Here is a 24,376-nt window from a genome sequence, read left to right as displayed (position 1 = left end):
ATGGACCCGCTCTTCGATTTCACCGGCAAGGTGGCGCTCGTCACCGGCGGTTCGCGCGGGCTCGGCTACCAGATGGTCAAGGCCTTCGCCGAGCGCGGGGCCGACGTCATCATCGCCAGCCGCAAGCTCGACAATTGCGAGGCGGTCGCCGAGGAAATGCGAGCGCTCGGCCGCCGGGCGCTTGCGGTCTCGGCCCATGTCGGCAAATGGCCCGACTGCGACCGGCTGATCGAGGAAGCCTACGCCGCGTTCGGGCGTGTGGATATCCTTGTGAACAACGCGGGGATGAGCCCTCGGATGCCAAGCCACGAGGTTTCCGAGCAGCTGTTCGATTCCGTCGTGAACCTCAACTTCAAGGGCCCGTTTCGCCTTGCCAGCCAGGTCGCCAAGCGGATGAAGGATGCCGGCGGCGGCTGCATCATCAACGTGACCTCCTCGGGTTCGATGATGCCGCTGCCTGAGACTGTGCCTTACGGCTCGTCGAAGGCGGCGCTCAACGCGATGTCGAAGAGCCTGGCCTGGGAATATGCGCCTGAAGTGCGGATCAACACGCTGTCTCCCGGTGCCTTTCGCACCGACATCGTCGAGGCCTGGCCGGACAAGGGCAGGGGGCCGATCGGCATCCCGCGCGGCCACGCGGCCGAGCCCGAGGAGATCGTCACCGCGGCGCTGTTCCTGGCGAGCCCGGCCTCGGTCAACGTCACCGGATCGCTGGTCCGCTGTGATGGAGGACAACATTGATGCCCCGCGCGATCATCGCCGATCTCTTCGGTCCGCCCGAAGCCTATGTCATCCGCGAACACACCGCGCCCGATCCGGGACCGGGCCAGATCCGCGTCGCGGTCAAGGCGATCGGCATCTCCTACGTCGACGTGCTGACGGCCGCCGGCAATTACCAGGTGACGCCGCCGCTGCCGTTCATCCCGGGCAGCGAATGCGCCGGGATCGTCGAGGCGGTGGGTGAGGGCGTCACCCATGTCGCGGTCGGCGACCGCGTCATGGGCAGCAGCTTCGGCGGCATTTTTGCGGAAGTCGGCACGTTCCGCGCCTCAAGCTTCAACAAGGTGCCCGATGCGCTCTCGCTCGAAGAAGCAGCGGTATTCCCGCCGAGCTACACGACGGGCTACCACGCGCTGGTCCAGCGCGGCCGGCTAGAGCCGGGCGAGACGCTGCTCGTGCTCGGCGCCGCGGGCGCGACGGGCATCGCCGCGATCCAGATCGGCAAGAGCCTTGGCGCTCGGGTCATCGCCTCGGCATCGAGCGAGGACAAGCGCCAGCTCTGCCTCAAGGCGGGTGCCGATGCCGTGGTCAATACGCGCAGCGAGGACTGGCGGGGCGAGGTCAAGGCGGCGGGCGAGGGCAAGCCGATCGACGTCGTGTTCGATCCGGTGGGTGGCGACATGACCGATCCGGCCTTTCGGACGCTCGGCTACGACGGCCGCTATCTGGTGATCGGCTTCACCGGCGGCATTAGCTCGCTCAAGACGAACCTGCCGCTGGTCAAGACCGCCAGCCTGATCGGCGTCCAGCTCCGTACTTTCGGTGAGGCTGAGCCTGCCAAGATCGCAGCGAACATGGTCAAGGTCCTCGAACTCGCCGGTCAGGGCAAGCTCAGGCCGGTGATCGGCAAGGTCTATGCCTTCGACGACTACCGCGAGGCGATGAATGCGGCGTTCAAAGGCGAGGTTGCGGGCAGGGTGGTCATGAAGGTTTAGCCTTTGGCCGGACATGTCTGACATTCGCCGTTTTTGTTAACCAGGACCGCGACGGCAACAGGGCTGTCATGACCGCTTCCTATGCCACCTGCCGGGATGACAGGTGGAAAGGACGAATCATGTTCAAGCCTGTTAGAAACGGTGTCGCTGCCCTGTCCCTCGGCATCGCCGCCATCGTCGGGATGACCGCCCCCGCGCGGGCCGCGACGGTCTATGAGAGCGCCACGCACACCGATCAGGATACGGGCGACTACTCGCTCTATGACCAGCGCTATTTCGGTGCCGGGTTCACGCTCGACCAGGCGACCACGATCACCGCGATCGGGGGCGAGTTCGACAACATCGCCGGCAACATCTTCGGCGCCATCGTGGCGCTGCCTTCTGTTGGCGGGCTGCCCTCGTTCTCGCCGACCCAACTCGCTGCCAACTCGCTTGCCCATGTCGTGTTCACCGGCTCGGGCAGCGCGACCGACCAGACCGCGCCGCTTTCGCTGACTCTCGCCGCCGGCAACTATGCGGTGATCTTCGGTGGGGACAGCCAGTTCACCGGTGCGGACGGCACCGCGGGCATGACCGTCGACAACGACCTCATCGGTTCGCCGAACATCTTCCAGTATTTCGGCTTGGTCTACGGCGACACCTGGACCCATGACAGCGTCTATGATGGCTTGCGCTTCTTCGTCGAAGGCACCTCGGCGGTGCCCGAGGCCAGCACCTGGGCGATGATGATCCTGGGTATCGGCATGATCGGCTGTGCAATGCGTCGCCGCACTGCGCGGGTCGAAGCGTTCATCCGCGCGTGACCGCGAGGCTGTAGGAGAGGGCTGCCGAGTTCCCGTCGGCGGCCCGTTCCTTTCGCCCCGCTTGCTCGCGTTTCAGCCCGGCACTAGGGTGCGATAACGCACAGCATAGAGGGCAGGAAATGCCGTTTTACGATTATCGTTGCCGGAATTGCGATCATCAGTTCGAAGCGATGCAGAAGATCAACGATGTCGCGCTCACGACCTGTCCTTCCTGCGATCAGGACAGACTCGAGAAACTGGTCTCAGCGCCGGCTATTCAGTCCTCGGGCGGAGGCGGTGGCCACGTTCACGGTCCCGGCTGCAGCCACTAGCGCGGTCTTTCAGCACGCCGCGCGGTATTGCTGCGGCGTCAGGCCGGTCCAGCGCTTGAAGGCGCGACCGAAGCTGGTCTGCTCGCCGTAGCCGAGGCGATCGGCGATCTCGTCGAGCGAGAGCTGCCGCTGCGCCAGGTGCGATTTCGCCAGGCCCGCGCGCTGGCGTTCGACCAGTTCGGAAAAGCGCGCGTTCTCGGCAGCGAGCTTGGCCTGCAGTGTGCGGACCGAAGTGCCGATCTTGTCGGCGCAGCGCTCGATCGTGCAATTGCCCGAGGCTAGCGAGCCGCGGATGTAGCTTTCCACCCGGTCGATGATCGACTGGCTGTGCGCGGCCTTCACCGTCTCGAGATAGCCGCCGAGCAGCCGGAACAGCAGCCGGTTGGCGCTGGGCACGGCCTGGTCGAGCGAATGCGCCGGAAAGGCGATCGAATTGTGCGAACTGCGCGAGGTGACCTTGCAGCCGAGCAGGCGTTCGAGCTCGGGCATGTCGGTCGTCCGAGTCTCGGCCGAAAGGCTGACCCAGCTCGGCTTGAAGCTGGGCCCGGCGATCGATTGCAGCAGCTTCACGTTGAGCATCGCCGCCTGGTAGTTCGCCTGGTCGTTGACGCCCATGTCGGCGTTGACCAGCCAGGCGAGCTCGGCGGTCTCGCGCCCTTCGATCAGCACGACCTCGCAATCGGGCGCGTGGACCACGGGCAGGTAGTCGATCAGACAACGGATGCCGGCGCGGATCGTCGGTGCCGAGCGGCACAGTGCGGTGACGCAGCCGAACACCTCGGGATCCTGCACGGTCGCCATATGCAGGCCGAACAGCGGATCGTCGAACAGGGTGCTGCAGTATTCGAGCGTGTCCGCCATTTGCTGCGGCGTGATCAGGCTTTCCGGATCGGTCAGCACGCGCGCTTCCATGCCGTGCCGCTCGACGATGCCGCGCGCATCGCGGCCGAATTGGCGGGCGAGGTCGGCGAGGCCGGCGAAGTTCGCCGCCCGCACCTGGCCGCCGCCTGGGGCGATGTCGAGCGGGCCGTCGAGGCTGAAAAAGGTGTCCTGACCCATCGGTCTCTCGTCTCTCCTGCCGGCGTGATCTGCCGGTCGTCGTCCCTCAGTTTATCATCCGAAGGCGCAAACGGCCAGCTTGTGCAGCGTGCAATATCGAGACTGCTGCGCCAATTGCCAATACCGTCCGACTTGCCTGTGGCAGCAGCAAAGGCAGCGAATAAGAACGGGAGAGTGAGCATGGTCACGATCGCAGACCTCAAGAAGGAAGCCGAGCAGCACGTCCTCTACGAGAAGGACAAGGCGACCAAGATTGCCACGATCACGCTCAACCGGGTGAACAAGCACAATACGGCCAATGCCGGCATGCGCGCCCGCTTCGCCGACCTCGTTTACAAGGCCAATGTCGATGACGACGTCAAAGTGCTCGTCATCCGCGGCAACGGCGACAACCTGGGCAGCGGCGGCGACCTCAACGAGCATGGCGACCGCTACCTGAACCCGGGGCCCGGCGAGAATTTCCTCGTCGATGTCGAGATCGACGATCCCGACGTGGTCTATCCGCCAGCGGGTTCCTATCGCTATCTGCACACGCTGACCGACTATTTCGCCAAGGCCCGCTCGGGCAACCGGGCGCTGCAGGAGTTCAAGAAGATCTCGATCGTCGAGGCCAAGGGCTATGTCTATGGCTGGCACTTCTACCTGTGCGCCGACGCCGACATCATCGTCTCCTCGGACGACGCATTGTTCGGCCACCCCTCGTTCCGCTACGCCGGTTGGGGGCCGCGCATGTGGCAGTGGCTGGAAACCGTCGGCGTCCGCGCATTCAGCGAGATGCTGTTCACCGGGCGGCCGTTCACCGCCCAGGAAATGCATACGGCCAACCGCTTCGTGAACAGCGTGGTCCCGCGCGACCAGCTGGAAGCGGAGACCGCCAAGTATGCGCACGCCTGCTCGATCACGCGCCCGAACGATGTCGTCGTGGCGCAGAAGACCTTCATCGAGGCCTACAAGCAGTACCGCGGGGAGTATTTCGGCAGCCTGATGACTGGCTGGCTCGAAGGCATGCTGCCTTTGATGAAGGACGATGCCACCGGCGGCATCGACCTGAACGCCGATGACACCTTCCAGCAGGGCATCGGCGCCGTGGTGAAGGACAACGACCTCAACTATCCGCCCGACTGGCGTCTCAGCAAGAAGGGCCGCAAGGGCTGACGGACGCAGCGGCATGTCGTCCTGGGTCAAGACCGGGGCGGCGTGCCGATTGCACCAATTGTCGAAGGCGCTGCATGGGCTGCTTGGTTCGGTTGGCGGATTGCCCTATGAAACGCGCATAAGAAAGGCGGGTGTGTGCCCGCTCCACTTGGGAGATTTCCATGGCGGAGACGCTGTTCTCCTTCGATCGTCGCAACTACCGCGACTGTCAGAGCCAGTTTCGCGGCGACCGCGAGCAGGAATATTACCGCGGCGACTTCTGGATCGAAGATGCCTCGACGATCGAAGTGCGTTCCGAACGCAAGGCGGTCGGGCCGATCTCGATCATCAAGCAGCGCTCGGCGACCAACCTGTTCTTCCGTCGCACGCGCCAGCACATCCGCGAGGACGCGACCGACCTGTCGATCCTGTGGTTCGTCAAGCACGGCAGCCTGGCCTTTTCGAACCAGTGCGGCAACAAGGTCGCGCAGCCCGGCGATTTCGCGATCACCCGCTCGATGTCGCCGTTCTTCATCGAATGCCAGGTCGATCAGGAATCGGTCCACGAGCTGCTGCATGTGACCGTGCCGACACATATCCTGCGCGCGCATATCCCGCAGGACTTCTCGACCGGGCTGTTCCTGCACCTGAACCGCCCCGAGCTCGCCATCGCCGAGAACATCCTGACCGACGTGTTCGAGGACGACGGCACGCTAGCCGAGGAATCGATGCGGCTGCTGGTGGAAACCGCGCTGACCCTGATCGGCAATGCCGTGCGCGCCAGCGAGGAAGCCGCGCCCGCGCGCCAGACGATCGCCGACCGGCGTCTGCAGGACGTGCTGCGCTTCATCGAGGTCCACCTGTCGGACCCGCAGCTGTCGACCGCGATGGTCGCCAAGGGCTGCGGCATCAGCCCGCGCTATCTGTCGTTCCTGCTGCGGCTCAAGGGCACCTCGTTCTCCGAGCTGGTCTGGGAGCAGCGGCTGGAGAAGGCGAAGTCCTGGCTATCCGCTTCTGACCCGCGCGACATCTCGATCAGCGAGATCGCCTATGGCGTGGGCTTCAAGAGCCCGGCCCATTTCAGCCGCATGTTCAAGCGCGTGTTCAAGGTGAACCCGCGCGAATTCCGCGGCGAATGCACCGAGCATTCGGACTTGCAGCAGCACGACGCCTTCACCCATTTCACCGTGGGCATGCTGCAGTAATTTTGCGCAGCATTCCGGCGCGGTCTAACCCCGCGCCGGATCGAAGAACGGCTTGTCGCCCACCACCGTCACCCGCTCCATCGCGCGCATCGCCGGCCAGTAATCCGCGACCGCGTAATGCTGGCAGGCGCGGTTGTCCCAGAAGGCGAAGCTGTTCGGCCGCCAGCGGAAGCGCACCTGGTATTCGGGCTTCGAGGCCTGGTCGTAGAGGTGATTCAGCAGCCAGTCGCTCTCCTTGGCGCTCAGACCCTCGATATGGGTGGTGAAAGAGCAGTTGACGTAGAGTGCGCGCTGGCCGGTGTCGGGATGGGTGCGCACCACCGGGTGGCGCTGCAGCGGGAATTGCTCCCAGAAACTTTCCTTGGACTTGCCCTGAAGTGTGGCGAAGACGCTGCCGTCGTGCACCGCGGTCAGCGTGCAGACCCATTCCTTCATCGCCGGTGACAGCCCTTCATAGGCGGCGACCATGTCGGCGAACATCGTGTCGCCGCCGACATCGGGAATGATCCGCCCGCGCAGGATCGAGCCGAGCGAGGGCCGCTCGCGCCAGGTTACGTCGGAGTGCCACATGTCGGCGCCGGTCTTGCGGTGCAGCTGGGTCTTCAGGTGGAAGATCTCGCGGTGCGGCTGATCGGCAGGCGTGACCGGGTGGATTTCCAGCTCGCCGAAGCGGAGGGCGAAGGCGATGTGCTGTTCCTCGCTGATGTCCTGGTCGCGGAAGAAGATCACCTTGTAGGTGAGCAGCGCCTGGTAGATTTCGGCAATGTCCTCGTCTGAAAGCGGACCGCCGATGTCGATGCCTTCGATCTGCGCGCCGATCTGCGGCGTGATCGGTGCTATGCCGAAACGGTTCGAGGCGCGGGGCGCGGCGATCGTGGCCATAAACATCTCTCCAGCGGTTTTGTCCGGAGGATGACGCAAGGATGCCCTATCAGCAAGCGGCGCGCTTGCATCGCACCGGACTATTGCCGATGGTAGTGCGCGCTATCTGAGGAGGATGCCGATGCCCAAAGTAAAGCTTGTCGCCCTGACCACGCCGCTTCCCGGCAAGGAAGCCGAGTTCCATGACTGGTACCAGAACACCCACCTGAAAGAGGTCACTTCGGTCCCGGGGTTTCAGGGCGCGCAGCGCTTCCAGCTCGTCGCCAAGCTGATGGGCAACGATCCCAACACCTATCTGGCGATCTATGATGCCGAGGTCGATGATCCGGCTACACTGCTGGCCGGCATGGGCGAGCTGGCCCAGTCGGGCAAGATGACCCCGCCGATCTATCAGGACATGGCCACGACCTACACCGCGTTCTTCACCGAATGCGGCGACTACGTGAAGGCCGGCGGCTGATCGAACCTTTCCCTCTCCCGCTTGCGGGAGAGGAGCGAGACTTGGGGGCTTGCCGCCTAGTCGCAGCGGTGAGGGTGGGCGGCCTAGCGCTTCACCACCCTCACCAAGCTCCGCTAGCTCCTGACGGAGCAAGCTGTGCTATCCTTCTCCCGCCAGCGGGAGAAGGTTTTACCCCTGACCGAACTTGGGCGCGCGCTTCTCGCGCAGCGCGGCGATGCCTTCGAGGTGGTCGGCGCTCCGCACGCTGACCGATCCGTAGGCGATGCCGGCTTCCATGACGGCGGCCGCCACCCGCTTGAGTTCCATGTTGGTGAGAACCTTGGTCGCGCGGATCGCGCCCATCGCGCCATTGAGCAGGCGCTGGCAGAACGCATCGACCGTGGCGTCGAGCTCTTCCTTGGGCACGCAGCGATTGATCAGGCCGATCTCGGCGGCTCTCTGCGCGGTCAGCAGGTCGCCGGTGAAGAGGAATTCCTTCGCGCGGGTGAGCCCGATGCGCTGCGCCCAGATCACCGCGCCACCGTCGCCCGCGACCAGGCCGAGGCCGACATGCGGATCGCCGATCTTCGCGCCCTCGGCGCCGATGACGATGTCGCACATCAGCGCGATCGTCGCGCCGAGGCCCACGGCGTGGCCGTTCAGCCGGCAGATCACCGGCTTGTCGATGTCGAGCAGCGTGTTGATGATCCGCTTGGCCATCCGCGCCTCGTGATCGAACAGCACGGGGTTCGCCGCATTGCGGGCGATATGGTCGAGGTCGCCGCCCGCCGAAAAGGCGCGGCCCGCGCCGGTGATGACGAGCACGTCCGAGCCGGTGTCGCCCTGGGCGAACCACAGCGCTTCGGGCAGTTCGTCGTGCAGGTCGAGGTTGATCGCGTTCATCGCGTCGGGACGGTTGAACGTCAGGCGCAGCAGGCGGCCCTCGCGGGCGAATTCGATCGTCTTGAATGTCGGCAACGCCGGGGCGGTATCGGCCATGTCTAGGGTCTCCCTTTGCCGCTCTCATACCGTCTCGGCGATTGCCCGCCAGCGATTTTCTTGAACCTGCCCGGCTCGCCGTCTTGCCAAGCCTGACCTATCCTGCTGAACAGGCGCGCAGCACAGATTGGACGCCAGGGGCTGGCGACGGAGAGGACGAAAATGGCGGATTTCGACGAGACTTTCGATTGGGTGGTCGTTGGCTCGGGTGCCGGCTCGATGAGCTCGGGCCTGCTGATGCGCCAGGCCGGCAAGTCGGTCGTGATCCTCGAGAAGACCAAGTTCGTCGGCGGCACGACCTGCAAGTCGGGCGGCGTGATGTGGGTGCCGAACAACCCCTTCATGGACCCAGGCGAGGACAGCACCGAGAAGGGCATCACCTATCTCGACGCCGTCGTCGGCGACGATTCCGATGCGCCGGGCACGAGCCACGAGAAGCGGCTGGCCTATGTCACCGAAGCGCCCAAGATGGTCGAGTTCCTGCTCAAGCAAGGCGTCAAGCTCGAGCGCGGCTCGCACTTCTGGCCCGATTATTACGACGAGTATCCGGGCGGCTGTAAGTCGAGCCGTACGGTGACGGCGCTGCCGTTCGACAAGAAGGAACTCGGCGCCTGGTCGTCCAAGCTGCGCCAGGGTTTCCTCGAAGTGCCGGTCAAGCTCGATGACGGCATGAAGCTGGCCTATGCCAAGTACGAATGGAAGTACAAATGGCTGCTGGCGAAGATCGCCGTGAAGGTCGTGGCGGGCAAGCTCACCGGCAAGCATTGGGTTACCGCGGGCGCGGCGCTGCAGGGTCGCATGCTGCAGCAGGCACTGGCCAAGGGCATCGACATCCGCGTCGACACCGGGGTCAAGGAACTGATCGTCCAGGGCGGCCCAGATGGTTCTAAGCGGGTCACCGGCGTGGTCGTCGAGAAGGACGGCCGGCCCTGGCAGATCGGCGCCAACCTCGGCGTGCTCGTCAATGCGGGCGGCTTCGCGCACAATCAGGAGATGCGCGACCGGTACATGCCCGGCACGCGCTCCGAATGGTCGATGACGCCCGAAGGCGACACCGGCGACATGCACAAGGAACTCGAGCGGATCGGCGGCGTCCTCGCGCAGATGGACGAGATGGTCGGCTTCCAGATGACCCGCGCGCCGGGCTGGGAAAAGGACTACGTCGCGCCGGGCGCGCAGTCGATCACCGCCAAGCCGCATGCCATTCTCGTCGACCAGACGGGCGTGCGCTACCTCAACGAGGGCGGCTCCTACGAGGAATATTGCGAGCGAATGGTCAAGCGCAACCTGATCGCGCCGGCCACGCCGAGCTGGGCGATCCTCGACCAGCAGTACATGGACCGCTATGCCCTGGCCAACGGCGGCGCGGGCAAGAAGATTCCGGAGAACTGGAAGAGCACCGGCTATCTCAAGCAGGCCGACACGATCGAGGATCTGGCGCGGCTGATCGGGGTCGATCCCGACACGCTGAGCGCCACGGTCGATCGCTGGAACACATTCGTCGACAAGGACAACGACGACGACTTCCACCGCGGCGACCGCCGCTACGACCAGTTCCTCGGCGATCACATGCGCGAGGACAAGAAGCGCACGCTCGGCCGGATCGACAAGGCGCCGTTCTATGCGGTCGATGTCGTGCCGGGCGACGTCAGCACCTACGGCGGCGTCATCACCGACACGAACTCGCGCGTACTAAAGGGCGATGGTACGGTGATCGAAGGCCTCTATGCCACCGGCGTGACCACCGCCTCGCCGATGGGCCGCGTCTATCCGGGCGCGGGTGCCAGCGTCGGTCCGTCGATGTGCTTCGGCTGGATCGCCGCCAAGCACGCGGCCGGCCTCGGCAACACGCCGCTTTGAGCGCCGGCTCGATGGACGAGGCCACGTTCGAGGCCGAAGGCTGGACGCGGCTGCCGACGATCGCCTTTTCGGAAAACCTCGGCGCGGCCTGGGTGAAGGGCCCGTCGGGACAGCGCACCGTCGCGATCATGGCGCAGGAAAGGATCGTCAACGACTACGGCGTTGTCGTTCACGGCGGCGCGCTGATGACCTTCGCCGACATCGCGCTCGGCTGCGGGGCCTCCGATGCGCTGGAAGGCAAGCCGCTCGTGACCGCGCAGCTTGCCTATCAGTTCGCGGGCGGCGTCCAGATGGGCCAGCTGATCACCTGCGAGCCCGAGATCGTGCGCAAGACCTCGTCGCTCGTCTTCATGCGCGGACTCATCAAGGCCGACGGCAGCGTCGTCGGCTCCGTCGACGGCATCTTCAAGGCGCTGACGCCTAGAGAAGGTTGATCGCCACCTTGCCGAAGAAGCTGCCCGCCTGCAGTGCGCGGTAGGCATCCTGGATGCGGTCGAGGTCATAGACCACGTCGACTACCGGCTTGATCCGGTGCTCGACGATAAAGGCCAGCATCGCATCGTGCTGATCGCGGTTGCCGACGCCGATCGGCTTCATGTCGACCGCGATGTCCTGCCGCATCCAGCTGAACTGCGAGCCGAGCATGCCGATCGCCGAGAGCTGCGCGCCTTCGGCCATGAGCGAGCAGTTGTCGTCGAACTGCGTCGCGCCGACGGTGTCGATGACGTTGGCGATCTTGTTGCCGCCGATCGCTTTGCGGATGGATTCGGCCCAGTTCGGGTTCGCCCGGTAGTTGACCGTAACGTCGGCACCCAATGACTTCGCCCGCGCCAGCTTGGCGTCCGAAGATGAGGTGATGGCGACGTTCACCCCCATCGCCTTGGCGAATTGCAGCGCCGCGATCGAAACGCCGCCGGTGCCATGCGCGAGGATCCACTCACCGGGCTGGGTCGGGCGGAAGGCGGTGAGCGCCGACCAAGAGGTCAGCGCGGCGCAGGCCAGGGTGGCGGCTTCGAGATCGCCGAGCTCGTCGGGATTGTGGACCAGGCTCTCGGCCGGATAGACCGCATACTCCTGCGCGACACCGTCGATCGAGCCGCCGAGCATCGTCGGCGTGGATTGCGTGCCGCTGAGCCAGCCGATCGCGAAAAGCGGGGTGACGCGATCGCCCGGCTTGACCCGCGTAACGCCCTCGCCGACGCTTTCGACCACGCCGGCAGCGCAGGACAGTGGCACCAGTTCGGGCTCCTTGGCGATGCCGGGTATCAGCCCATCGGACATGATGATGTCGCGGAAGTTGAGCGTGGCCGCGTGCAGCCGCACCAGCGCTTCGCCGGGGCCGGGCTGCGGCACCGCGGCCTCGCGGATGGCGATCGTGCCGATACCCTTGCCGCTCTGCAACACTGCCTGTTTCATCACCGTCTCTCCCGAATCTGTTTGGCGCTGACTAGCCACGAACCGGTGCGGGTTGCACGGGGAAAGTGCAGTTTGCCTGCCGCGGTGCAGAGGCGTGACTGGCGCGTTCGCCGCGTTTCCATGGAGGAAGGCGGCTGATAGTTCTCATGCGCTCGCTTTCGGGGAGGAAATCACGCGTGCAGGATCCGTCGCTTTCGCTCGTCCACGGCATTCCGCTCGCCGAAGAGCCTGGGCAGGGCGCGCAGACCATCGGCGGCTATCTGCGCGAGGTCGTGGCGCGCTATGGCCCGCGCGAGGCGCTGGTCATGGGCAAGGGCGAGCATCGCCTGTCGTGGTCCTACGACGATCTGCTCGCCCGCTCGATCGAGGTCGCGGGGGCGCTGATCGCCAGTGGCGTCGGCCGCGACAGCCGGGTTGGCATCCTCATGACCAACCGTCCCGAATTCCTCGCCGCTTTGTTCGGCACGGCACTGGCCGGCGGCGTGCCGGTGGCGCTCAGCACTTTCTCGACGCCATCCGAGATGGACTATCTGCTTAGAGCCTCGCAGATCTCGCTGCTGCTGCTCGAGCAGCACGTGCTCAAGAAGGATTTCCACGCGATGATTGCCGGGCTCGAGCCCGCGATCGCGGAGGGTGCGCCCGGCACGCTGGCTTCTGCGAAGTATCCCTTCCTGCGCCACATCGTCTCGCTGGGTGGGGTCATGGGCAGCGGCGAACCGCTCGAATCCACGATTGGGGGCGCGGTCGAGAACTGGGGTGCTTTCCTCGCCCGCGGCAAACCCATTCCCGAGGCGCTGGTCCTGGCCCGCGCCGATACGGTCATGCCGAACGACATCGGCGGCATTTTCTTCTCCTCCGGCACGACCAGCCTGCCCAAAGGCATCGTCCATGCTCAGCGCGCCTTCACCGTCCAGTGGTGGCGCTGGCCGCGCAATTTCGGGATGATGGAGCCCGTACGCGCCTGGACGGGCAACGGCTTCTTCTGGTCGGGCAACGTCTCGATGGTGCTCGGCTCGGCCCTCACCACGGGCGGTGCGGTGGTGCTCCAGCGCTATTTCGAGGCCGAGGAAGCGATCGACCTGATCGAGCGCGAGCGCCTGGCCTTCATCAACGGCCGTCCGCACCAGTGGGCGCGGCTCCAGGCGGCGGCGAATTGGGCCGAGGCCGACCTTTCCAGCCTCAAGTACATCCCGCGTGGCGAGCTGATCTGGGAGCACCCGACGGTCGATACGAACTGGCGCGTGCCGCAGGCCTTCGGCTGTACCGAGACGATGACGATCTGCACGGGTTTTACCGTCGAGACCCCGCCCGAGTTCTATCTAGACAGCTGCGGCGGGCCTTTCGCCGGCAATATCCTCAAGATCGTCGATCCCCTGACCGGTGCGATCCTGCCGCGCGGTGCCAAGGGCGAGATGTGCATCAAGGGCCCGACCCTGATGATGGGCTACCTCGGCAAGACGCCCGAGGAATGCTTCGACGCCCAAGGCTTCTTCTGCACGGGCGATGGCGGCTATGTCGACGCGGAAGGGCGGTTCTTCTGGCAGGGCCGGCTGACCGACATGATCAAGACCGGCGGCGCCAACGTCTCGCCGCTGGAAGTCGACGACGTCGTCTGTCGCTTCCACGGGGTCAAGCGGACGCAGACCGTCGGCGTGCCCGATGACCTGCTCGGCGAAATGGTTGTAACCTGCATCGTGCCGGTCGATGGCGTGACCTTGGACGAGGCCGAGATCGTCGCTTTCGTGAAGGCCGAGATCGCCAGCTTCAAGGTGCCGCGCCGCGTGCTGTTCTTCACCGATGAGGACTACGCGGTGACCGGGAACGAAAAGGTCAAGTCGAGCGTGGTGCGCGAACTCGCCGCCAAGGCGCTCGGCGTGGCTCCACCGGCGAGCGACTAGGCCGCCGCGACGATCTGCTCGAAGGCCTGCTCGATATTGCGGGTGAAGAGCTCGGTATCGAACAATGGCGTCGTCGTGCGGTTCGCCGCCAGCCGGGCTCTGATCTCCGCCAGTCGAGCCGGGTCCGTCGCGAGGTCATAGGCCAGCGCCTCGTAGGCTTCGGCGCTCTCGGTCACGAGCTCGGGGAGGCCGACCGCGTGCAGCAGACTTCCTGCGACGCGCGAGGGGAAGCTCGCGCCGAGCTTGGTGATCAGCGGCAGGCCGACCCACAGCGCGTCGCTGGCCGTGGTGTGTGCGTTGTAGTTGAACGTATCGAGGAACAGGTCGGCGCAGCGCTGGCGCGCGAGGTGCTCCTCCATCGGCGCGCGTCCGGCGAAGGTCAGGCGTGATCCGTCGACCCCACGGGCTTCGGCTTCGCGGCGCAGATTGTCGGCCGCCCAGGCATTGTCGGCGAGCAGCCACAGCACGCTGCCTTCGACCCGCGACAGGAGCCGCATCCAGATGTCGAACTCGCTCGGCGTGACCTTGTAATTGTTGTTCAGGCAGCAGAAGACGAACGCATCGTCGGGAAGGTTGAGCTCGGTGCGCGTGAATACCTTCGTCGATACCGCGCGTTCGCTGTCGTTCACCTGGTAGCAGTCCGGCAAATAGAGGATATTCTCGGCGTAGAACGCCTGGTGATCTTCCGGAACGACGATGCGGTCTGCAATCAGATAGTCGATGCAGTCCATGCCCACCGTGCCCGGATAGCCGAGATAGGAAACCTGGATCGGGGCCGCGCGCTGCGCAAAGATGCCGAGCCTGCCATATTGGGTATAGCCCTTGAGATCGACGGCGATGTCGATGCCGATGGCTCGTGCAAGCTGCGCCGCGGCGGCGTCGCCGAGGCTCCGCAGATCATGGAAACCGTCGACCGCACCCATCGCGCGCGCGCGCATCTCGTCCTGTACCTCCGGGCCATCGGAGAATGCGTGGATTTCGAACCGCGCCCGGTCGTGCCGCTCGAGCATGCCGATCATCAGCCACATCGTCGCGTGGTTGTGAAAATCGCCCGAAAAATAGCCGATCTTGATCTTCTCGCCTGGCGCGCGCGGCATCGCGGGAAAGGGAGGTTGCTGCGTAAAACGCTTCGCCCAGGTGCGGGCATTGGCAAGTTGCAACTCGGCGTCGTCGGAAATCGCGACGAACTGGAAGGGGGAAACGGCTTTGCCTTCGGCCATACGGTGGCACACTTCGGCACCGGGACCGTCGCCCTTGAGTGACCAGTCACCCATCTGTGCGCGCAGAGACATCGCCTGACACAGCGCCTGTGCATCGGTCGGGTCTAGCGCATAGGCCTGTTCGAAGCTGGCGACCGCTTCGGGAAGGCGCGTCAGGTCCTTCAGGACCCCGCCGCGACCGCGATGTGCCAGGCCATTGCCCGGCGCCAGCGCGATCACGGTGTCGTAGCAGGCAAGTGCTTCGTCGCGCCGAACGAGGACGCGCAACACGTTGCCGCGGTTGATATGGGCGGGCACGAAGCGAGGGTCGATTTCCAGCGCCCGGTCGTAGTCGGCCAGCGCTTCATCGAAGCGGTGGATGTCCTGGAAGACGTTCCCGCGGTTGCTGTAGGCCTGGAGCAGGTTCGGGCTGTAGTGTAGCGCGGCGCCGATCGCGTCGAGGGCCTCGTCAAAGCGCATCACCAGCCGCAGCACGATCCCGCGATTGAGATGGGCCTCGAAATAGTCGGGCTTCAGCGCGATGGCGGCGGCGAAGCTTTCCAGCGCCTCGTCGTAGCGCTTCAGGGTCTTCAGGGCATTGCCGCGGTTGTTGAAGGCCTCGAAATAGTCGGGCGCCATGGCGATGGCCATGTCGTGCAGCATGACCGCGGCATCGAGCTTGCCGGCACCGGCGGCGACGACGCCTGAGATATTGTGGGTTACCTCGCAGGCCGGGTAGCGCCGGATCAGATCGGCAACGCGATCGAGGGCCTCGTCCATCCGCGACTGGCTGTAGAGTGCGACGAGGGCGTCGAGTTCGGCCTGCGGCGCAGCCTGCACGGGCGGCGAAAGCAGGTCCTGGAAGTTGGTCATCGTGCCGTCTCGTCCCTTCGGGACGCGATTTCGGCCCCCAGCAGAACGGTAAATCGACGTAGTTAATTATTGATTGCCGCCACCATACGGATGGGCTTGGTTGGGATTCAATTGGGGAGATATCCGATGGAAGGCAGGCTGAAGGGCAAAATCATCGTCGTTGCGGGCGGCGGGGGTATAGGCGGCGGGTTGGCACGACGCTATGCCGCCGAAGGCGCCGCGGTGGTTCTGGGCGACATCGATCGCGCGCTGGCCGAGGCGCAGGTCGGCGAGATCGTCGCCGCCGGCGGAACCGCGGTGGCGACGGCGCTCGACGGCGGCGACGAAGCCTCGATCAAAACGGCGGTGGCCCTGGCAGTCAGCCGCTTCGGCGGGCTCGATGGCTTTCACGCGAACTATGCCAGCTTCAAGGACGGCGAGAGCGGCGAGGACATTCTGGGGTTGCCGATGGAGGCCTTCGACGAAGTCATGCGCATCAACGCCCGAGGCTTCGTGCTCTGCACGCGTGCGGCGATCCCGGAGATGCTGAAGCGCGGCGGCGGTTCGCTGGTCTATACCACCTCGGGTGCGGCTTTCATGGGCGAGACCGTGCGGCTCGCCTATGCGATGAGCAAGCTTTCGGTTCACGCCCTGGTGCGCCATGTGGCCAACCGTTTCAGCCCGCAAGGCATCCGCGCCAATGCGATCGCGCCGGGCGTTGTCACGCATGCGCGCTTCGAGGCGGTGATGGACCCCGATGTCGTCGCCGGCATGGCGGCGCGCATTCCCGTCGGCCGGCTCGGCAAGCCCGAGGACATCGCCGCGATGGGGGCGCTGCTGATGTCCGACGAGGGCAGCTTCGTCACAGGCCAGGTGATCAGCGTCGACGGCGGCAATTCGATGCGCCAGTGAGGCCTCAGGCCTTGGTCCAGACGATCATCGACATCGGATAGGTCACCATCACCGCGCCGTCCTGTATCTGCGCGCGGAAGCCCAGGCGGTCCTCGCCGCTTGCCGCGTCCTCGCGCATCATCGCCAGAAGCTGATCGCGCGTGCAGGTCTCGGGAAAGGACGTTTCCAGCACGGCGGCATAGGGCATGGGGCCGGTGAAACTGGTCACGCTCCGCGCTTGCCCGAGGCCCACTTCGCGCCCCATCGCTTCGAACTCGGCAATCGCGTGGGCGTGGCCGTGCGACGGATCGCGCAGGCGCTCCATCCGGTCGTAGGCCGCGGTCTTGTCGGGCTCGGGCGTGACGTCGAGCACGACCACACGGCCGCCGGGCCGGCAGACCCGTCGCATCTCGGCCAGGACATCACCGGGGTGCTCGAAGTGGTGGAAGGCTGCGCTCGAGCCGACGACGCTGAATGCATCGTCGGGGAAGGGCAGACCAAGCGCGTCGCCCAGCACCCATTTCACATTCCCGACGTCGAGCCTTGCCTGTGCGGCGCGCGCCTGGTCGAGCATGGCCGGGGTGATGTCGTAGCCCGTCGCCCGTGCAATGTGAGGGGCAAGGTCGAGCGCCAGCGAGCCGGGGCCGCAGGCGACGTCGAGCAGTTCGTCGTCGGGCTTCAGGTCGATGAAGGCGCGCAGGGCGGCGCGGCGATCGCCGGCGATCATGCCCTGGGTCAGCCTGGCATAGCCTTCCGCCTGCTGTGTGTGCTGGTCGACGATCTTTGCGTTGTGGGGCGTCTGCCGGGCCATCGCTTCTCTCCGCTGTGGTCAGGACGATATAGCCGATTCCCGCTTGGCCAACGCGCGTCGATCGGCCAGACTTGACGCTTGAGCGGCCAAGGATTTCCGGCGATGAACATCGGGCTCGTCCCCATGCGCGACCAGGCGGTGCCGGTGCTCGGCGGTGCGCATGACAGCGACGGCTGGGATGTCGATACGCCCTGGCATTTCCACGACATGCACCAGTTGCTCCACGCGACCGCCGGCTCGGTCGACGTCGAGGGGGCCGAGGGGCGCTATCGCATCCCGCACCAGTTCGCCGCCTGGATACCTGCCGGCACCGTACATCGCACGCGCATCCAGAAAGTTGCCTCCGGCTCGGTGTTCCTCTCGGCAGAGCTAGTGCCCCCGCCCGTGGCCGGGGCTCGCCTGCGGGTGATCCGGGCGCCGGCGCTGCTGCGCGAGATGATGGCCCATGCCCGGCGCTGGCCGCTGGGCAGCGGCGAGGATGCCGCGCGTCGCGCTTATTTCGCCTGCATGGCGAGCCTCTGTCCCGACTGGCTCGCCGACGAGGTCGAGCTCGTCCTGCCCACCGGCGAGGACCCGCGCGTCGAGCGCGCGATGGCGGTGACCCGGGATGCCTTGGCGACGATCACTTTGGCCGAGGTCTGCCGCGAATCCGGCCTGTCCGAGCGCTCGCTGCGCCGGCGGTTCCTCGCCGAAGCCGGGATGAGCTGGGAAGCCTACCGTCGCCGCCTGCGCATCCACGCGGCGATCGCAATGCTCGACGGCACGGACCGCACGGTTGGCGCCATCGCTGCCGAAGTGGGCTATGAAAACCAGGCCGCCTTCGCCAAAACCTTCCGCGAGGCCGTCGGCATGGCGCCGACCGACTATCGCAACACCAAGCGGCGGCCCGCTGCCTGAGTTGGCCGCCTGAACCGCCCGTCTGAAAGGACCTGCCATGCAGTTCGATCTTGCCATGACCGATGCCCTGCTCTCGACGACGCGGGCGGTGCGCAAGCGGCTCGATCTCGACCGGCCGGTGCCGCGCGAAGTCATCGCCGAATGCCTCGAACTCGCGGTCCAGGCGCCGACGGCGAGCAACAGCCAGACCTGGCGCTGGCTCGTGGTCGATGATCCCGACAAGCGGGCGGCGCTGGCCGACATCTACCGCAAGGGTGCGCTGCCCTATCTTAACGCGGGGCTTGCCACAGCCACGGATCAGGCGGCGCGGGTGCGCGATTCGGCGATGTGGCTGGCCGAAAACCTCGAAAAGGTGCCCGCCATGCTCATTCCCTGCGTCGAAGGCCGTCCGCCCGAAGGCGCGCCGATGCTGATGCTCGGGAGCATGTACGGTTCGATCTATCCGGCGGTCTGGAGCTTCCAGCTCGCGCTCCGTGCCCGCGGGCTGGGCTCGGCGCTGACGACGCTGCACCTGCTGCACGAGAAGGAGGCGGCCAAGCTGCTCGGCATTCCCGACACCGTCCTACAGGTCGGCCTGCTGCCGATCGGCTATACCAAGGGCACCGATTTCAAGCCCGCGCAGCGGCCGCCGGTCAGCCGCATCACGCATTGGAACGGGTGGTAAGACCTAGGCCGCGTACTGCTCCAGCGCCTGCCGTCCGGCGAGTTCGCGCCAGGTGTCGAGACTGCCGCCGAGCTGAAGGTTGAGCATCGCCCGCTTCATGAACAGGTTGATCGGGTGCTCCTCGGTCAGGCCGATGCCGCCGTGGAGCTGGATCGCCTCCTCGGCGACGATGCGATAGACATCGCTCGCACGGGCTTTCAGCGCACCGAAATCGACGGAACTTGCATTCTCGTCCGCCGCGCGCTTCCACAGCAGCGCCTCGGCCGCGGAGACCTGGACCTTGAGATCGGCACAGCGGTGCTTGAGCGACTGGAACATGGCGAGCGGCCGGTCGAACTGCTTGCGTGTCTTGAGGTACTCGACCGTCATGTCGAGCGCGGCCGTGGCACCGCCCAGGCTATCGGCGGCCAGCGCGAGCTGCAGGTTGCTCTCGAGATGGGCCACGAGCGTCTGAACCTTCGCGCCGCGCGCGACGACCAGCTCCGGGGCGACCGTGTGATTGGTCAGCGTCACGTCGAACAGCCGGCGGCTCTCGTCCCAGAGGCGGCGCTCGGCTAGCGCCACGCCTTCGCCATCCAACGGCACGAGCACGGCTAGGTCCCCGGTGACGACCAGCGTGTGGCTCGCCAGATCGGCGTCGAGCGTGCAGGGGAGAGTGCCGCTCAGCCGGATCGATCCGGAATCGGTCAGCTCCAAGTCTGCCGGCAGCAGGTTTACGGTGACGAGTTCACCCGCAGTCAGCCGCTCGATCCAGCCGGCCTGATCAGGAAGATCATCGGCTGCAGCCAAAGCCTGCACGGTGAGCAGCGCGGTGAGCAGCGGCGCGGTCGACAGCACCTTGCCCAGCTCGAAATGAATCGCCGCCGCGGCATCGCGGCCGAGGCCGAGACCGCCGGCGTCCTCGGGCAGCGGCAGCAGCAGCCATCCCATTTCGGCGATCAGGTCCCAGCTGGCCTTGCGGTCGGGCCGCAGCTGGTCGGCGGGGAACGCCTTCTGCGCGGCGTCGTGGAGTTCGGCGCGTTCGATCATGTCAGAGCACCCAGTTCTTCGGTTCGCGCGGCATTTCGAGCATGCGCTCGGACAGGATGTTGCGCTGCACTTCCTCGCTGCCGCCGGCGATGGTCCAGGCGTAGCTATTCATGAAATCGGCCATCCAGTTGCCGGTGGTGAGGTCGCCATAGACGATCGGTGCGCGGTACTGTTCGTCGATCCCACCGAGGCGGGTGCCGAGCAGCGAATATTCGCGCAGCACGCGGCTGTAGGTGTTCTTGACCACCGAGGCGTCGCCGACGCGCTCGATCCCGTCGATGCGGTTCTGCAGGAACTGGTCGGCGATGGCGCAGGCCTCGTCGCAGCGCGTGACGAGCTGGCCGTAGTCGCGCAGCACGCCGCGATCTTCCTCGAGTCCGTTCTTGCGGATCAGCTCCGCGATGCGGGCGAGGGCGCCGCGCATCTTGTAGGTCAGCTCCATCAGGGTCAAACCGCGCTCGGACGAGAGCGTCGCCTGGCTGACGGCCCAGCCGGCGTTCTCCGCGCCGACGCGGTCGGTCACGGGGATCTCGACCTCGTCGAGGAACATCTCGCAGAATTCCTCGTCGCCCTGGATCTGCTCGATCGGACGGACGGTGACGCCCTTGGCTTTCATGTCCATCAGCAGGAAGGTGATGCCGGCCTGCTTTACGCCCTCGCTGCTGGTGCGCACGAGCAGCAGGCACTTGTCGGCATATTGCGCCATCGTCGACCAGACCTTCTGGCCGTTGACGACATAGACCTCGCGGCCATCGCGCGTCTGCCGCTCAGCCTTGCACTTGAGCGAGGCGAGGTCCGAGCCGGCGTTGGGCTCGGAGAAGCCCTGGCACCAGGTTTCGCCCTGCAGGATGGCGGGCAGGTAGCGGGCCTTCTGCTCCTCGGTGCCGCATTCGAGGAAAGTCGAGGCGGCGTGATAGGTCGAGACGAAGGATAGCAGCAGCCGCGGCGTGTCGGCGCGGGCCATCTCCTCGTAGATCACCTTCTGCTCGGCGAGGCTGCGGCCGCTGCCGAGCGCGAGGCCGGCTGGCCAGTGCGGCGCGGCGTAGCCGCCCTCGACCAAGGTCCGGAACCAGGTGCGCTGGGCATCGGCGAACTCGGCGTGGTTCATCGCCTTATAGTCTTCGCGCCAGGTCTTGGGGGCGTTCGCGTCGAGCCAGGCGCGGACTTCGCCGCGCAGCGCTTCCAGGTGGGTATCCTCGCTCATTCCGGCCTCATGCAATGCAGTTTTCGTCGCGTCAAACAGCGACTTCGATCGTGTCGCCCGTGACGCGCACCGGGTAGGTCTTGATCGCCATCGTCGCGGGCGGGTTCATCGGCTCGCCGGTCTCCAGGTCGAAGCGCGCGCCGTGGACTGGGCAGGAAATCCAGCCGTTCTTCATCTTGCCGCAGTCGAGCTTCTCGTGCGCATGGCTGCACAGGTTCTGCACGGCGAAGATCGTGTCGCGCGTGTTGCACAGGACGATCTCGGTGCCGTCCGCATCGGCCACGATCTTGGTCCCGGCCGGCAGGTCGGCCAGCTTGGCCACCGCGACGAAGGTCTTTTCGCTCATTGCCCTAAATCTCTCTTTCACGTCCGAATAGCGGCGCGCCTTGAAAGGGTCTCGGCCGCGGTTCAATCCGCCCTTGCCGCCAAACGCGCGCGGAAGCAATTGGCTCTACCCTGCCGGTCATTTCTCGGGCACACCTTCCGCCGATATTGGCAGACCTTTGGCGAGAGCCTGGATGCCGAGCGCCGGGGGAGTGAACGAGTGCAGGAAACCGAGACTTTTGATGTCGTCGTCGTAGGGTCGGGCGCTGCCGGGGCCATGGCGGCGCTGCGCGCGGCCGACCAGGGCCTCAAGGTCCTAATCATCGAGAAAGCGCAGAAGTTCGGGGGCACTTCGGCGACCTCGGGCGGCGTCATGTGGATCCCGAACCATCAGCTCGACGGTGACAAGGGCGATAGCCGCGCGCAGACGCTCGAATACCTCGACAGCGTGATCACCAAGCCGGTCAACCGCCAGCGGCTCGAAGCCTTCGTCGACCAGGCGCCGCAGATGCTGAAGTACCTTACCGGCACGGGCGTAACGATCCTGGCCGCCGCCTGGCCCGACTACGAGCCGCTGAAGCCCGGCGCGCGTTCGGACCGTTCGGTGATCGCGCCGACGTTCGACGGGCGCGAGCTAGGTGACAACCGCTATGCGCTGATGCGCGAGCAGTACAATCGCTTCAAGCTGTTCGGCCGCTACGCGATGGATCTGACCGAGACCTTCTCGCTGATGATGCAGAACAAGGGCTGGCGCGGCGTCGCCGCCAAGGTGATCACGCGCTACTGGATGGACCGCTCGACCCGCGCCGTCTCGCACCGCGACAAGCGCTTCACCCAGGGCGCGGCGCTGATGGGCGCGGTCTACAAGCAGGTCTTCGCCCGCGGCGTCGAACTGCGCATGGAGACCAAGCTCGAGCAGGTCCTGGTCGACGATGCCGGCAAGGTCTCGGGCGTCGAGGTCAGCAACTATGGCCGCAAGTACACGGTCAACGCGCGCCACGGCGTCGTGCTTGCCGCGGGCGGCTTCGAGTGGAACCAGGAACTGCGCGATCGTTTCTTCCCGTTCCCCAGCCTGACCCGCCATTCGTCCTCGCCCGAGGACGGCAACCGCGGCGAGGCGCTGATCGCTGCCGAGAAGATCGGCGCTTCGACCGAGCACACCGAGGAACCCTGGTTCATCCCGACCATGGTCCTGCCGATGAAGGGCGCGTCGAACTTCCACGAGATTCACCAGGCGGCTTTCGACGTCGGCCGGCCGTGGAGCGTCTGCGTCAACCGCAACGGCGTGCGCTTCGTCGACGAAGCCTGCGGCTACGACCAGTTCGGCCAGGGCATGATCCGCGATCACGCCAAGACCGGCGCCAACCTGCCGTGCTGGCACGTGTTCGACGCCAAGTTCCGCAAGAAGTTCAGCTCGGGCGGCCTGATGCCCACCGTGCACACGCCCGAGAAGAAGGTGCCCGAGGACTGGTGGGACCACTACATCTTCCGCGCCAACACGATCGAGGAACTAGCGAAGAAGATCAAGGTGCCGGTCGAGGCGCTCAAGGACACTGTGGCCAAGAACAACGAATATTCGAAGACCGGCGTCGATCCCGAGTTCGGCAAGGGCATGAACATCTACGACCAGTTCTTCGGCGACCCGACGGTGACGCCGAACCCGAACCTCGGCCCGATCGACACCGCGCCCTACTACGCCGTGCCGATCAATGCCGGCGATCTCGGCACCAAGGGCGGGCTGCGCTGCGACGATCGTTCGCGGGTGCTCGACGGCCAGGGTAATCCGATCGCCGGGCTCTATGCCGCGGGCAACCAGGCAGGCACGCCGTTCGGCGACGTCTATCCGGGCGCCGGCGCGACGATCGGCCCGGCCATGACCTTCGCCTACATCGCCGCGAACGACATCGCCGAGCGATCCGGCAACCAGCGCGCTTAAGGAGTTCAAGACAATGCAAGGCAAAGTAGCGATCGTCACGGGCGGCGGCGGCGGCATCGGCGCGGGCATCGTCCGTGCGCTGGGCGCCAAGGGCGTCAAGGTCGTCGCGACCGGCCGCAACGAGGCCAAGCTCGCGCGCTTCGGCGAGGAACTGGGTTCGAGCATCACCTATTCGTCGATCGCGGTCGACGCCACGGCCGAGGACGCGCCCAAGGCGATCGTCGCCCATGCGCTCGACACCTTCGGCCGGCTCGACATCCTGGTGAACAATGCCGGCTCGTTCAATTTCGGTTCGGTCCATGCCACGACCGACGAGATGCTCGACGAGGTGCTCGGCATCTCGCTGCGCGCGCCGTTCCGGCTGACGCGCGAGGCGCTGCCGCATCTCGGGCAGGGCGCTTCGATCCTGTTCGTTGGCTCGACCTGGGGCATCTACGGCACGCCGGGCGGCGGCGCCTACAGCGCAGTCAAGGCAGCGCAGATCGGCCTGATGCAGACTCTGGCAGCCGAATATGGCCCGCAGGGCATCCGCAGCAACTATATCGCGCCCACCGTCGTGCGGACCGAGATGACCGAGGCCTACTGGGACCTCGATTTCTTCCGCCGCACCAACCACGAGCTGACTCCCTACAACCGCGAATGCACGGTCGAGGACGTCGGCAACATGGCCGCCTTCCTGGCCTCGGACGAGGCGGGCTTCGTCAACGGCCAGACCATCGCGGTCGACGGCGGCGTTTCGACGACGCGCTATCTCGCGCCAGAGGCGATTGCGCGCTGAAAGTAAGCGCCTGACACTGTTGTAAATATGCTGCACCTCGCAACGGAAGCGTTGTGCGGTGCAGCATTGT

General features: G+C 65.7%; 24 protein-coding genes. 15 read left to right on the top strand and 9 right to left on the bottom strand.

Features of this window, described 5'->3' with window-relative positions; all coding sequences use genetic code 11:
- The 4 genes from KRR38_RS07525 to KRR38_RS37685 all read left to right on the top strand — a co-directional run bounded on the left by KRR38_RS07525 (position 1) and on the right by KRR38_RS37685 (position 2,829).
- Positions 1 to 741, top strand: coding sequence for an SDR family NAD(P)-dependent oxidoreductase (locus KRR38_RS07525; protein ID WP_217400207.1), 741 nt, complete (start codon positions 1 to 3; stop codon positions 739 to 741).
- Positions 741 to 1,715 carry an NADPH:quinone oxidoreductase family protein gene (locus KRR38_RS07520; protein ID WP_217400205.1) on the top strand — a complete coding sequence of 325 codons (975 nt, stop codon included), beginning with the start codon at positions 741 to 743 and terminating at the stop codon, positions 1,713 to 1,715. The genes KRR38_RS07525 and KRR38_RS07520 overlap by 1 nt, the downstream gene beginning before the upstream one ends.
- Positions 1,716 to 1,834: 119 nt before the next feature.
- A complete protein-coding gene (locus tag KRR38_RS07515) occupies positions 1,835 to 2,518 on the top strand; it encodes a PEPxxWA-CTERM sorting domain-containing protein (protein ID WP_217400203.1) in 684 nt (227 codons plus the stop codon).
- Between the two features lie 119 nt (positions 2,519 to 2,637).
- The gene (locus KRR38_RS37685; RefSeq protein WP_217400201.1) at positions 2,638 to 2,829 is read left to right on the top strand and encodes a zinc ribbon domain-containing protein; all 192 of its coding nucleotides are present in this window, start codon (positions 2,638 to 2,640) and stop codon (positions 2,827 to 2,829) included.
- A gap of 9 nt (positions 2,830 to 2,838) precedes the next feature.
- Here the strand turns inward: KRR38_RS37685 and KRR38_RS07505 are convergent, their stop codons facing one another.
- Complete coding sequence (locus tag KRR38_RS07505; protein WP_217400199.1) at positions 2,839 to 3,888, bottom strand: AraC family transcriptional regulator; 1,050 nt, start codon at positions 3,886 to 3,888, stop codon at positions 2,839 to 2,841.
- A gap of 180 nt (positions 3,889 to 4,068) precedes the next feature.
- On the opposite strand from KRR38_RS07505, the gene KRR38_RS07500 reads away from it, so the two are divergent.
- Both KRR38_RS07500 and KRR38_RS07495 read left to right on the top strand, forming a co-directional pair.
- A complete protein-coding gene (locus KRR38_RS07500) occupies positions 4,069 to 5,043 on the top strand; it encodes an enoyl-CoA hydratase/isomerase family protein (RefSeq protein ID WP_254514676.1) in 975 nt (324 codons plus the stop codon).
- 161 nt (positions 5,044 to 5,204) lie between these two features.
- Complete coding sequence (locus KRR38_RS07495; protein WP_217400195.1) at positions 5,205 to 6,227, top strand: helix-turn-helix domain-containing protein; 1,023 nt, start codon at positions 5,205 to 5,207, stop codon at positions 6,225 to 6,227.
- Between the two features lie 24 nt (positions 6,228 to 6,251).
- Here KRR38_RS07495 and KRR38_RS07490 read toward each other — a convergent pair whose 3' ends face one another.
- Positions 6,252 to 7,109 (bottom strand): TauD/TfdA family dioxygenase, encoded by an 858-nt coding sequence (locus KRR38_RS07490; RefSeq protein WP_217400193.1) that lies wholly within the window; start codon positions 7,107 to 7,109, stop codon positions 6,252 to 6,254.
- Positions 7,110 to 7,230: 121 nt separating this feature from the next.
- Between KRR38_RS07490 and KRR38_RS07485 the strand changes: the two genes are divergently transcribed.
- Positions 7,231 to 7,569, top strand: coding sequence for a DUF4286 family protein (locus KRR38_RS07485; protein WP_217400190.1), 339 nt, complete (start codon positions 7,231 to 7,233; stop codon positions 7,567 to 7,569).
- A 168-nt stretch (positions 7,570 to 7,737) separates the two neighbouring features.
- Here KRR38_RS07485 and KRR38_RS07480 read toward each other — a convergent pair whose 3' ends face one another.
- On the bottom strand, positions 7,738 to 8,547 hold the full coding sequence (locus KRR38_RS07480; RefSeq protein ID WP_217400188.1) for an enoyl-CoA hydratase/isomerase family protein: 810 nt from the start codon (positions 8,545 to 8,547) through the stop codon (positions 7,738 to 7,740).
- A gap of 162 nt (positions 8,548 to 8,709) precedes the next feature.
- On the opposite strand from KRR38_RS07480, the gene KRR38_RS07475 reads away from it, so the two are divergent.
- Together KRR38_RS07475 and KRR38_RS07470 are read left to right on the top strand one after the other, a co-directional pair.
- Positions 8,710 to 10,407 carry an FAD-binding protein gene (locus tag KRR38_RS07475; protein ID WP_217400185.1) on the top strand — a complete coding sequence of 566 codons (1,698 nt, stop codon included), beginning with the start codon at positions 8,710 to 8,712 and terminating at the stop codon, positions 10,405 to 10,407.
- Positions 10,408 to 10,418: 11 nt separating this feature from the next.
- Positions 10,419 to 10,841, top strand: coding sequence for a PaaI family thioesterase (locus KRR38_RS07470; protein ID WP_217400182.1), 423 nt, complete (start codon positions 10,419 to 10,421; stop codon positions 10,839 to 10,841).
- On the opposite strand, the gene KRR38_RS07465 is transcribed toward KRR38_RS07470, so the two are convergent.
- Positions 10,828 to 11,823 carry an NAD(P)-dependent alcohol dehydrogenase gene (locus KRR38_RS07465; RefSeq protein WP_217400179.1) on the bottom strand — a complete coding sequence of 332 codons (996 nt, stop codon included), beginning with the start codon at positions 11,821 to 11,823 and terminating at the stop codon, positions 10,828 to 10,830. The genes KRR38_RS07470 and KRR38_RS07465 overlap by 14 nt on opposite strands.
- Before the next feature lie 176 nt (positions 11,824 to 11,999).
- Between KRR38_RS07465 and KRR38_RS07460 the strand changes: the two genes are divergently transcribed.
- Positions 12,000 to 13,721 carry a class I adenylate-forming enzyme family protein gene (locus KRR38_RS07460; protein WP_309140989.1) on the top strand — a complete coding sequence of 574 codons (1,722 nt, stop codon included), beginning with the start codon at positions 12,000 to 12,002 and terminating at the stop codon, positions 13,719 to 13,721.
- Here KRR38_RS07460 and KRR38_RS07455 read toward each other — a convergent pair.
- Positions 13,718 to 15,793, bottom strand: a complete 2,076-nt coding sequence (locus tag KRR38_RS07455; RefSeq protein ID WP_217400175.1) for a glycosyltransferase family 41 protein — start codon at positions 15,791 to 15,793, stop codon at positions 13,718 to 13,720. The two genes, KRR38_RS07460 and KRR38_RS07455, sit on opposite strands and share 4 nt — an antisense overlap.
- 126 nt (positions 15,794 to 15,919) lie before the next feature.
- Here KRR38_RS07455 and KRR38_RS07450 point away from each other — a divergent pair, with 126 nt between their 5' ends.
- Positions 15,920 to 16,684 (top strand): SDR family NAD(P)-dependent oxidoreductase, encoded by a 765-nt coding sequence (locus KRR38_RS07450; RefSeq protein ID WP_217400173.1) that lies wholly within the window; start codon positions 15,920 to 15,922, stop codon positions 16,682 to 16,684.
- A 4-nt stretch (positions 16,685 to 16,688) separates the two neighbouring features.
- On the opposite strand, the gene KRR38_RS07445 is transcribed toward KRR38_RS07450, so the two are convergent.
- Positions 16,689 to 17,474, bottom strand: coding sequence for a class I SAM-dependent methyltransferase (locus KRR38_RS07445; protein WP_217400170.1), 786 nt, complete (start codon positions 17,472 to 17,474; stop codon positions 16,689 to 16,691).
- A 102-nt stretch (positions 17,475 to 17,576) separates the two neighbouring features.
- On the opposite strand from KRR38_RS07445, the gene KRR38_RS07440 reads away from it, so the two are divergent.
- The gene (locus tag KRR38_RS07440) at positions 17,577 to 18,371 is read left to right on the top strand and encodes an AraC family transcriptional regulator (RefSeq protein WP_217400168.1); all 795 of its coding nucleotides are present in this window, start codon (positions 17,577 to 17,579) and stop codon (positions 18,369 to 18,371) included.
- A gap of 37 nt (positions 18,372 to 18,408) precedes the next feature.
- A complete protein-coding gene (locus KRR38_RS07435) occupies positions 18,409 to 19,035 on the top strand; it encodes a nitroreductase family protein (RefSeq protein WP_217400166.1) in 627 nt (208 codons plus the stop codon).
- Between the two features lie 3 nt (positions 19,036 to 19,038).
- On the opposite strand, the gene KRR38_RS07430 is transcribed toward KRR38_RS07435, so the two are convergent.
- The 3 genes from KRR38_RS07430 to KRR38_RS07420 are packed head-to-tail and all read right to left on the bottom strand — an operon-like array spanning position 19,039 to position 21,614.
- Positions 19,039 to 20,064 carry an acyl-CoA dehydrogenase family protein gene (locus KRR38_RS07430; RefSeq protein ID WP_217400163.1) on the bottom strand — a complete coding sequence of 342 codons (1,026 nt, stop codon included), beginning with the start codon at positions 20,062 to 20,064 and terminating at the stop codon, positions 19,039 to 19,041.
- 1 nt (position 20,065) lies between these two features.
- Positions 20,066 to 21,268 carry an acyl-CoA dehydrogenase family protein gene (locus KRR38_RS07425; RefSeq protein WP_217400160.1) on the bottom strand — a complete coding sequence of 401 codons (1,203 nt, stop codon included), beginning with the start codon at positions 21,266 to 21,268 and terminating at the stop codon, positions 20,066 to 20,068.
- A 31-nt stretch (positions 21,269 to 21,299) separates the two neighbouring features.
- The gene (locus KRR38_RS07420; protein ID WP_217400157.1) at positions 21,300 to 21,614 is read right to left on the bottom strand and encodes a non-heme iron oxygenase ferredoxin subunit; all 315 of its coding nucleotides are present in this window, start codon (positions 21,612 to 21,614) and stop codon (positions 21,300 to 21,302) included.
- Between the two features lie 198 nt (positions 21,615 to 21,812).
- Here KRR38_RS07420 and KRR38_RS07415 point away from each other — a divergent pair, with 198 nt between their 5' ends.
- Both KRR38_RS07415 and KRR38_RS07410 read left to right on the top strand, forming a co-directional pair.
- A complete protein-coding gene (locus KRR38_RS07415; RefSeq protein ID WP_217400154.1) occupies positions 21,813 to 23,528 on the top strand; it encodes an FAD-dependent oxidoreductase in 1,716 nt (571 codons plus the stop codon).
- Positions 23,529 to 23,541: 13 nt separating this feature from the next.
- Positions 23,542 to 24,306, top strand: coding sequence for an SDR family NAD(P)-dependent oxidoreductase (locus KRR38_RS07410; RefSeq protein ID WP_217400151.1), 765 nt, complete (start codon positions 23,542 to 23,544; stop codon positions 24,304 to 24,306).
- Positions 24,307 to 24,376: the final 70 nt, after the last annotated feature.

It is taken from the genome of Novosphingobium sp. G106 (genome assembly GCF_019075875.1).
GTDB lineage: Bacteria > Pseudomonadota > Alphaproteobacteria > Sphingomonadales > Sphingomonadaceae > Novosphingobium.
This window is presented reverse-complemented; position numbering and strand designations above follow the sequence as displayed.

What these genes read in the sequence shown, in the direction of transcription:
- KRR38_RS07490 (WP_217400193.1), bottom strand. Translation starts at nt 7,109, where the DNA reads ATGGCCACGATCGCCGCGCCCCGCGCCTCGAACCGTTTCGGCATAGCA.
- KRR38_RS07410 (WP_217400151.1), top strand. Translation starts at nt 23,542, where the DNA reads ATGCAAGGCAAAGTAGCGATCGTCACGGGCGGCGGCGGCGGCATCGGC.
- KRR38_RS07505 (WP_217400199.1), bottom strand. Translation starts at nt 3,888, where the DNA reads ATGGGTCAGGACACCTTTTTCAGCCTCGACGGCCCGCTCGACATCGCC.
- KRR38_RS07480 (WP_217400188.1), bottom strand. Translation starts at nt 8,547, where the DNA reads ATGGCCGATACCGCCCCGGCGTTGCCGACATTCAAGACGATCGAATTC.
- KRR38_RS07425 (WP_217400160.1), bottom strand. Translation starts at nt 21,268, where the DNA reads ATGAGCGAGGATACCCACCTGGAAGCGCTGCGCGGCGAAGTCCGCGCC.
- KRR38_RS07495 (WP_217400195.1), top strand. Translation starts at nt 5,205, where the DNA reads ATGGCGGAGACGCTGTTCTCCTTCGATCGTCGCAACTACCGCGACTGT.
- KRR38_RS07455 (WP_217400175.1), bottom strand. Translation starts at nt 15,793, where the DNA reads ATGACCAACTTCCAGGACCTGCTTTCGCCGCCCGTGCAGGCTGCGCCG.
- KRR38_RS07525 (WP_217400207.1), top strand. Translation starts at nt 1, where the DNA reads ATGGACCCGCTCTTCGATTTCACCGGCAAGGTGGCGCTCGTCACCGGC.
- KRR38_RS07435 (WP_217400166.1), top strand. Translation starts at nt 18,409, where the DNA reads ATGCAGTTCGATCTTGCCATGACCGATGCCCTGCTCTCGACGACGCGG.
- KRR38_RS07475 (WP_217400185.1), top strand. Translation starts at nt 8,710, where the DNA reads ATGGCGGATTTCGACGAGACTTTCGATTGGGTGGTCGTTGGCTCGGGT.
- KRR38_RS07445 (WP_217400170.1), bottom strand. Translation starts at nt 17,474, where the DNA reads ATGGCCCGGCAGACGCCCCACAACGCAAAGATCGTCGACCAGCACACA.
- KRR38_RS07430 (WP_217400163.1), bottom strand. Translation starts at nt 20,064, where the DNA reads ATGATCGAACGCGCCGAACTCCACGACGCCGCGCAGAAGGCGTTCCCC.
- KRR38_RS07440 (WP_217400168.1), top strand. Translation starts at nt 17,577, where the DNA reads ATGAACATCGGGCTCGTCCCCATGCGCGACCAGGCGGTGCCGGTGCTC.
- KRR38_RS07515 (WP_217400203.1), top strand. Translation starts at nt 1,835, where the DNA reads ATGTTCAAGCCTGTTAGAAACGGTGTCGCTGCCCTGTCCCTCGGCATC.
- KRR38_RS07485 (WP_217400190.1), top strand. Translation starts at nt 7,231, where the DNA reads ATGCCCAAAGTAAAGCTTGTCGCCCTGACCACGCCGCTTCCCGGCAAG.
- KRR38_RS37685 (WP_217400201.1), top strand. Translation starts at nt 2,638, where the DNA reads ATGCCGTTTTACGATTATCGTTGCCGGAATTGCGATCATCAGTTCGAA.
- KRR38_RS07500 (WP_254514676.1), top strand. Translation starts at nt 4,069, where the DNA reads ATGGTCACGATCGCAGACCTCAAGAAGGAAGCCGAGCAGCACGTCCTC.
- KRR38_RS07520 (WP_217400205.1), top strand. Translation starts at nt 741, where the DNA reads ATGCCCCGCGCGATCATCGCCGATCTCTTCGGTCCGCCCGAAGCCTAT.
- KRR38_RS07450 (WP_217400173.1), top strand. Translation starts at nt 15,920, where the DNA reads ATGGAAGGCAGGCTGAAGGGCAAAATCATCGTCGTTGCGGGCGGCGGG.
- KRR38_RS07420 (WP_217400157.1), bottom strand. Translation starts at nt 21,614, where the DNA reads ATGAGCGAAAAGACCTTCGTCGCGGTGGCCAAGCTGGCCGACCTGCCG.
- KRR38_RS07470 (WP_217400182.1), top strand. Translation starts at nt 10,419, where the DNA reads ATGGACGAGGCCACGTTCGAGGCCGAAGGCTGGACGCGGCTGCCGACG.
- KRR38_RS07465 (WP_217400179.1), bottom strand. Translation starts at nt 11,823, where the DNA reads ATGAAACAGGCAGTGTTGCAGAGCGGCAAGGGTATCGGCACGATCGCC.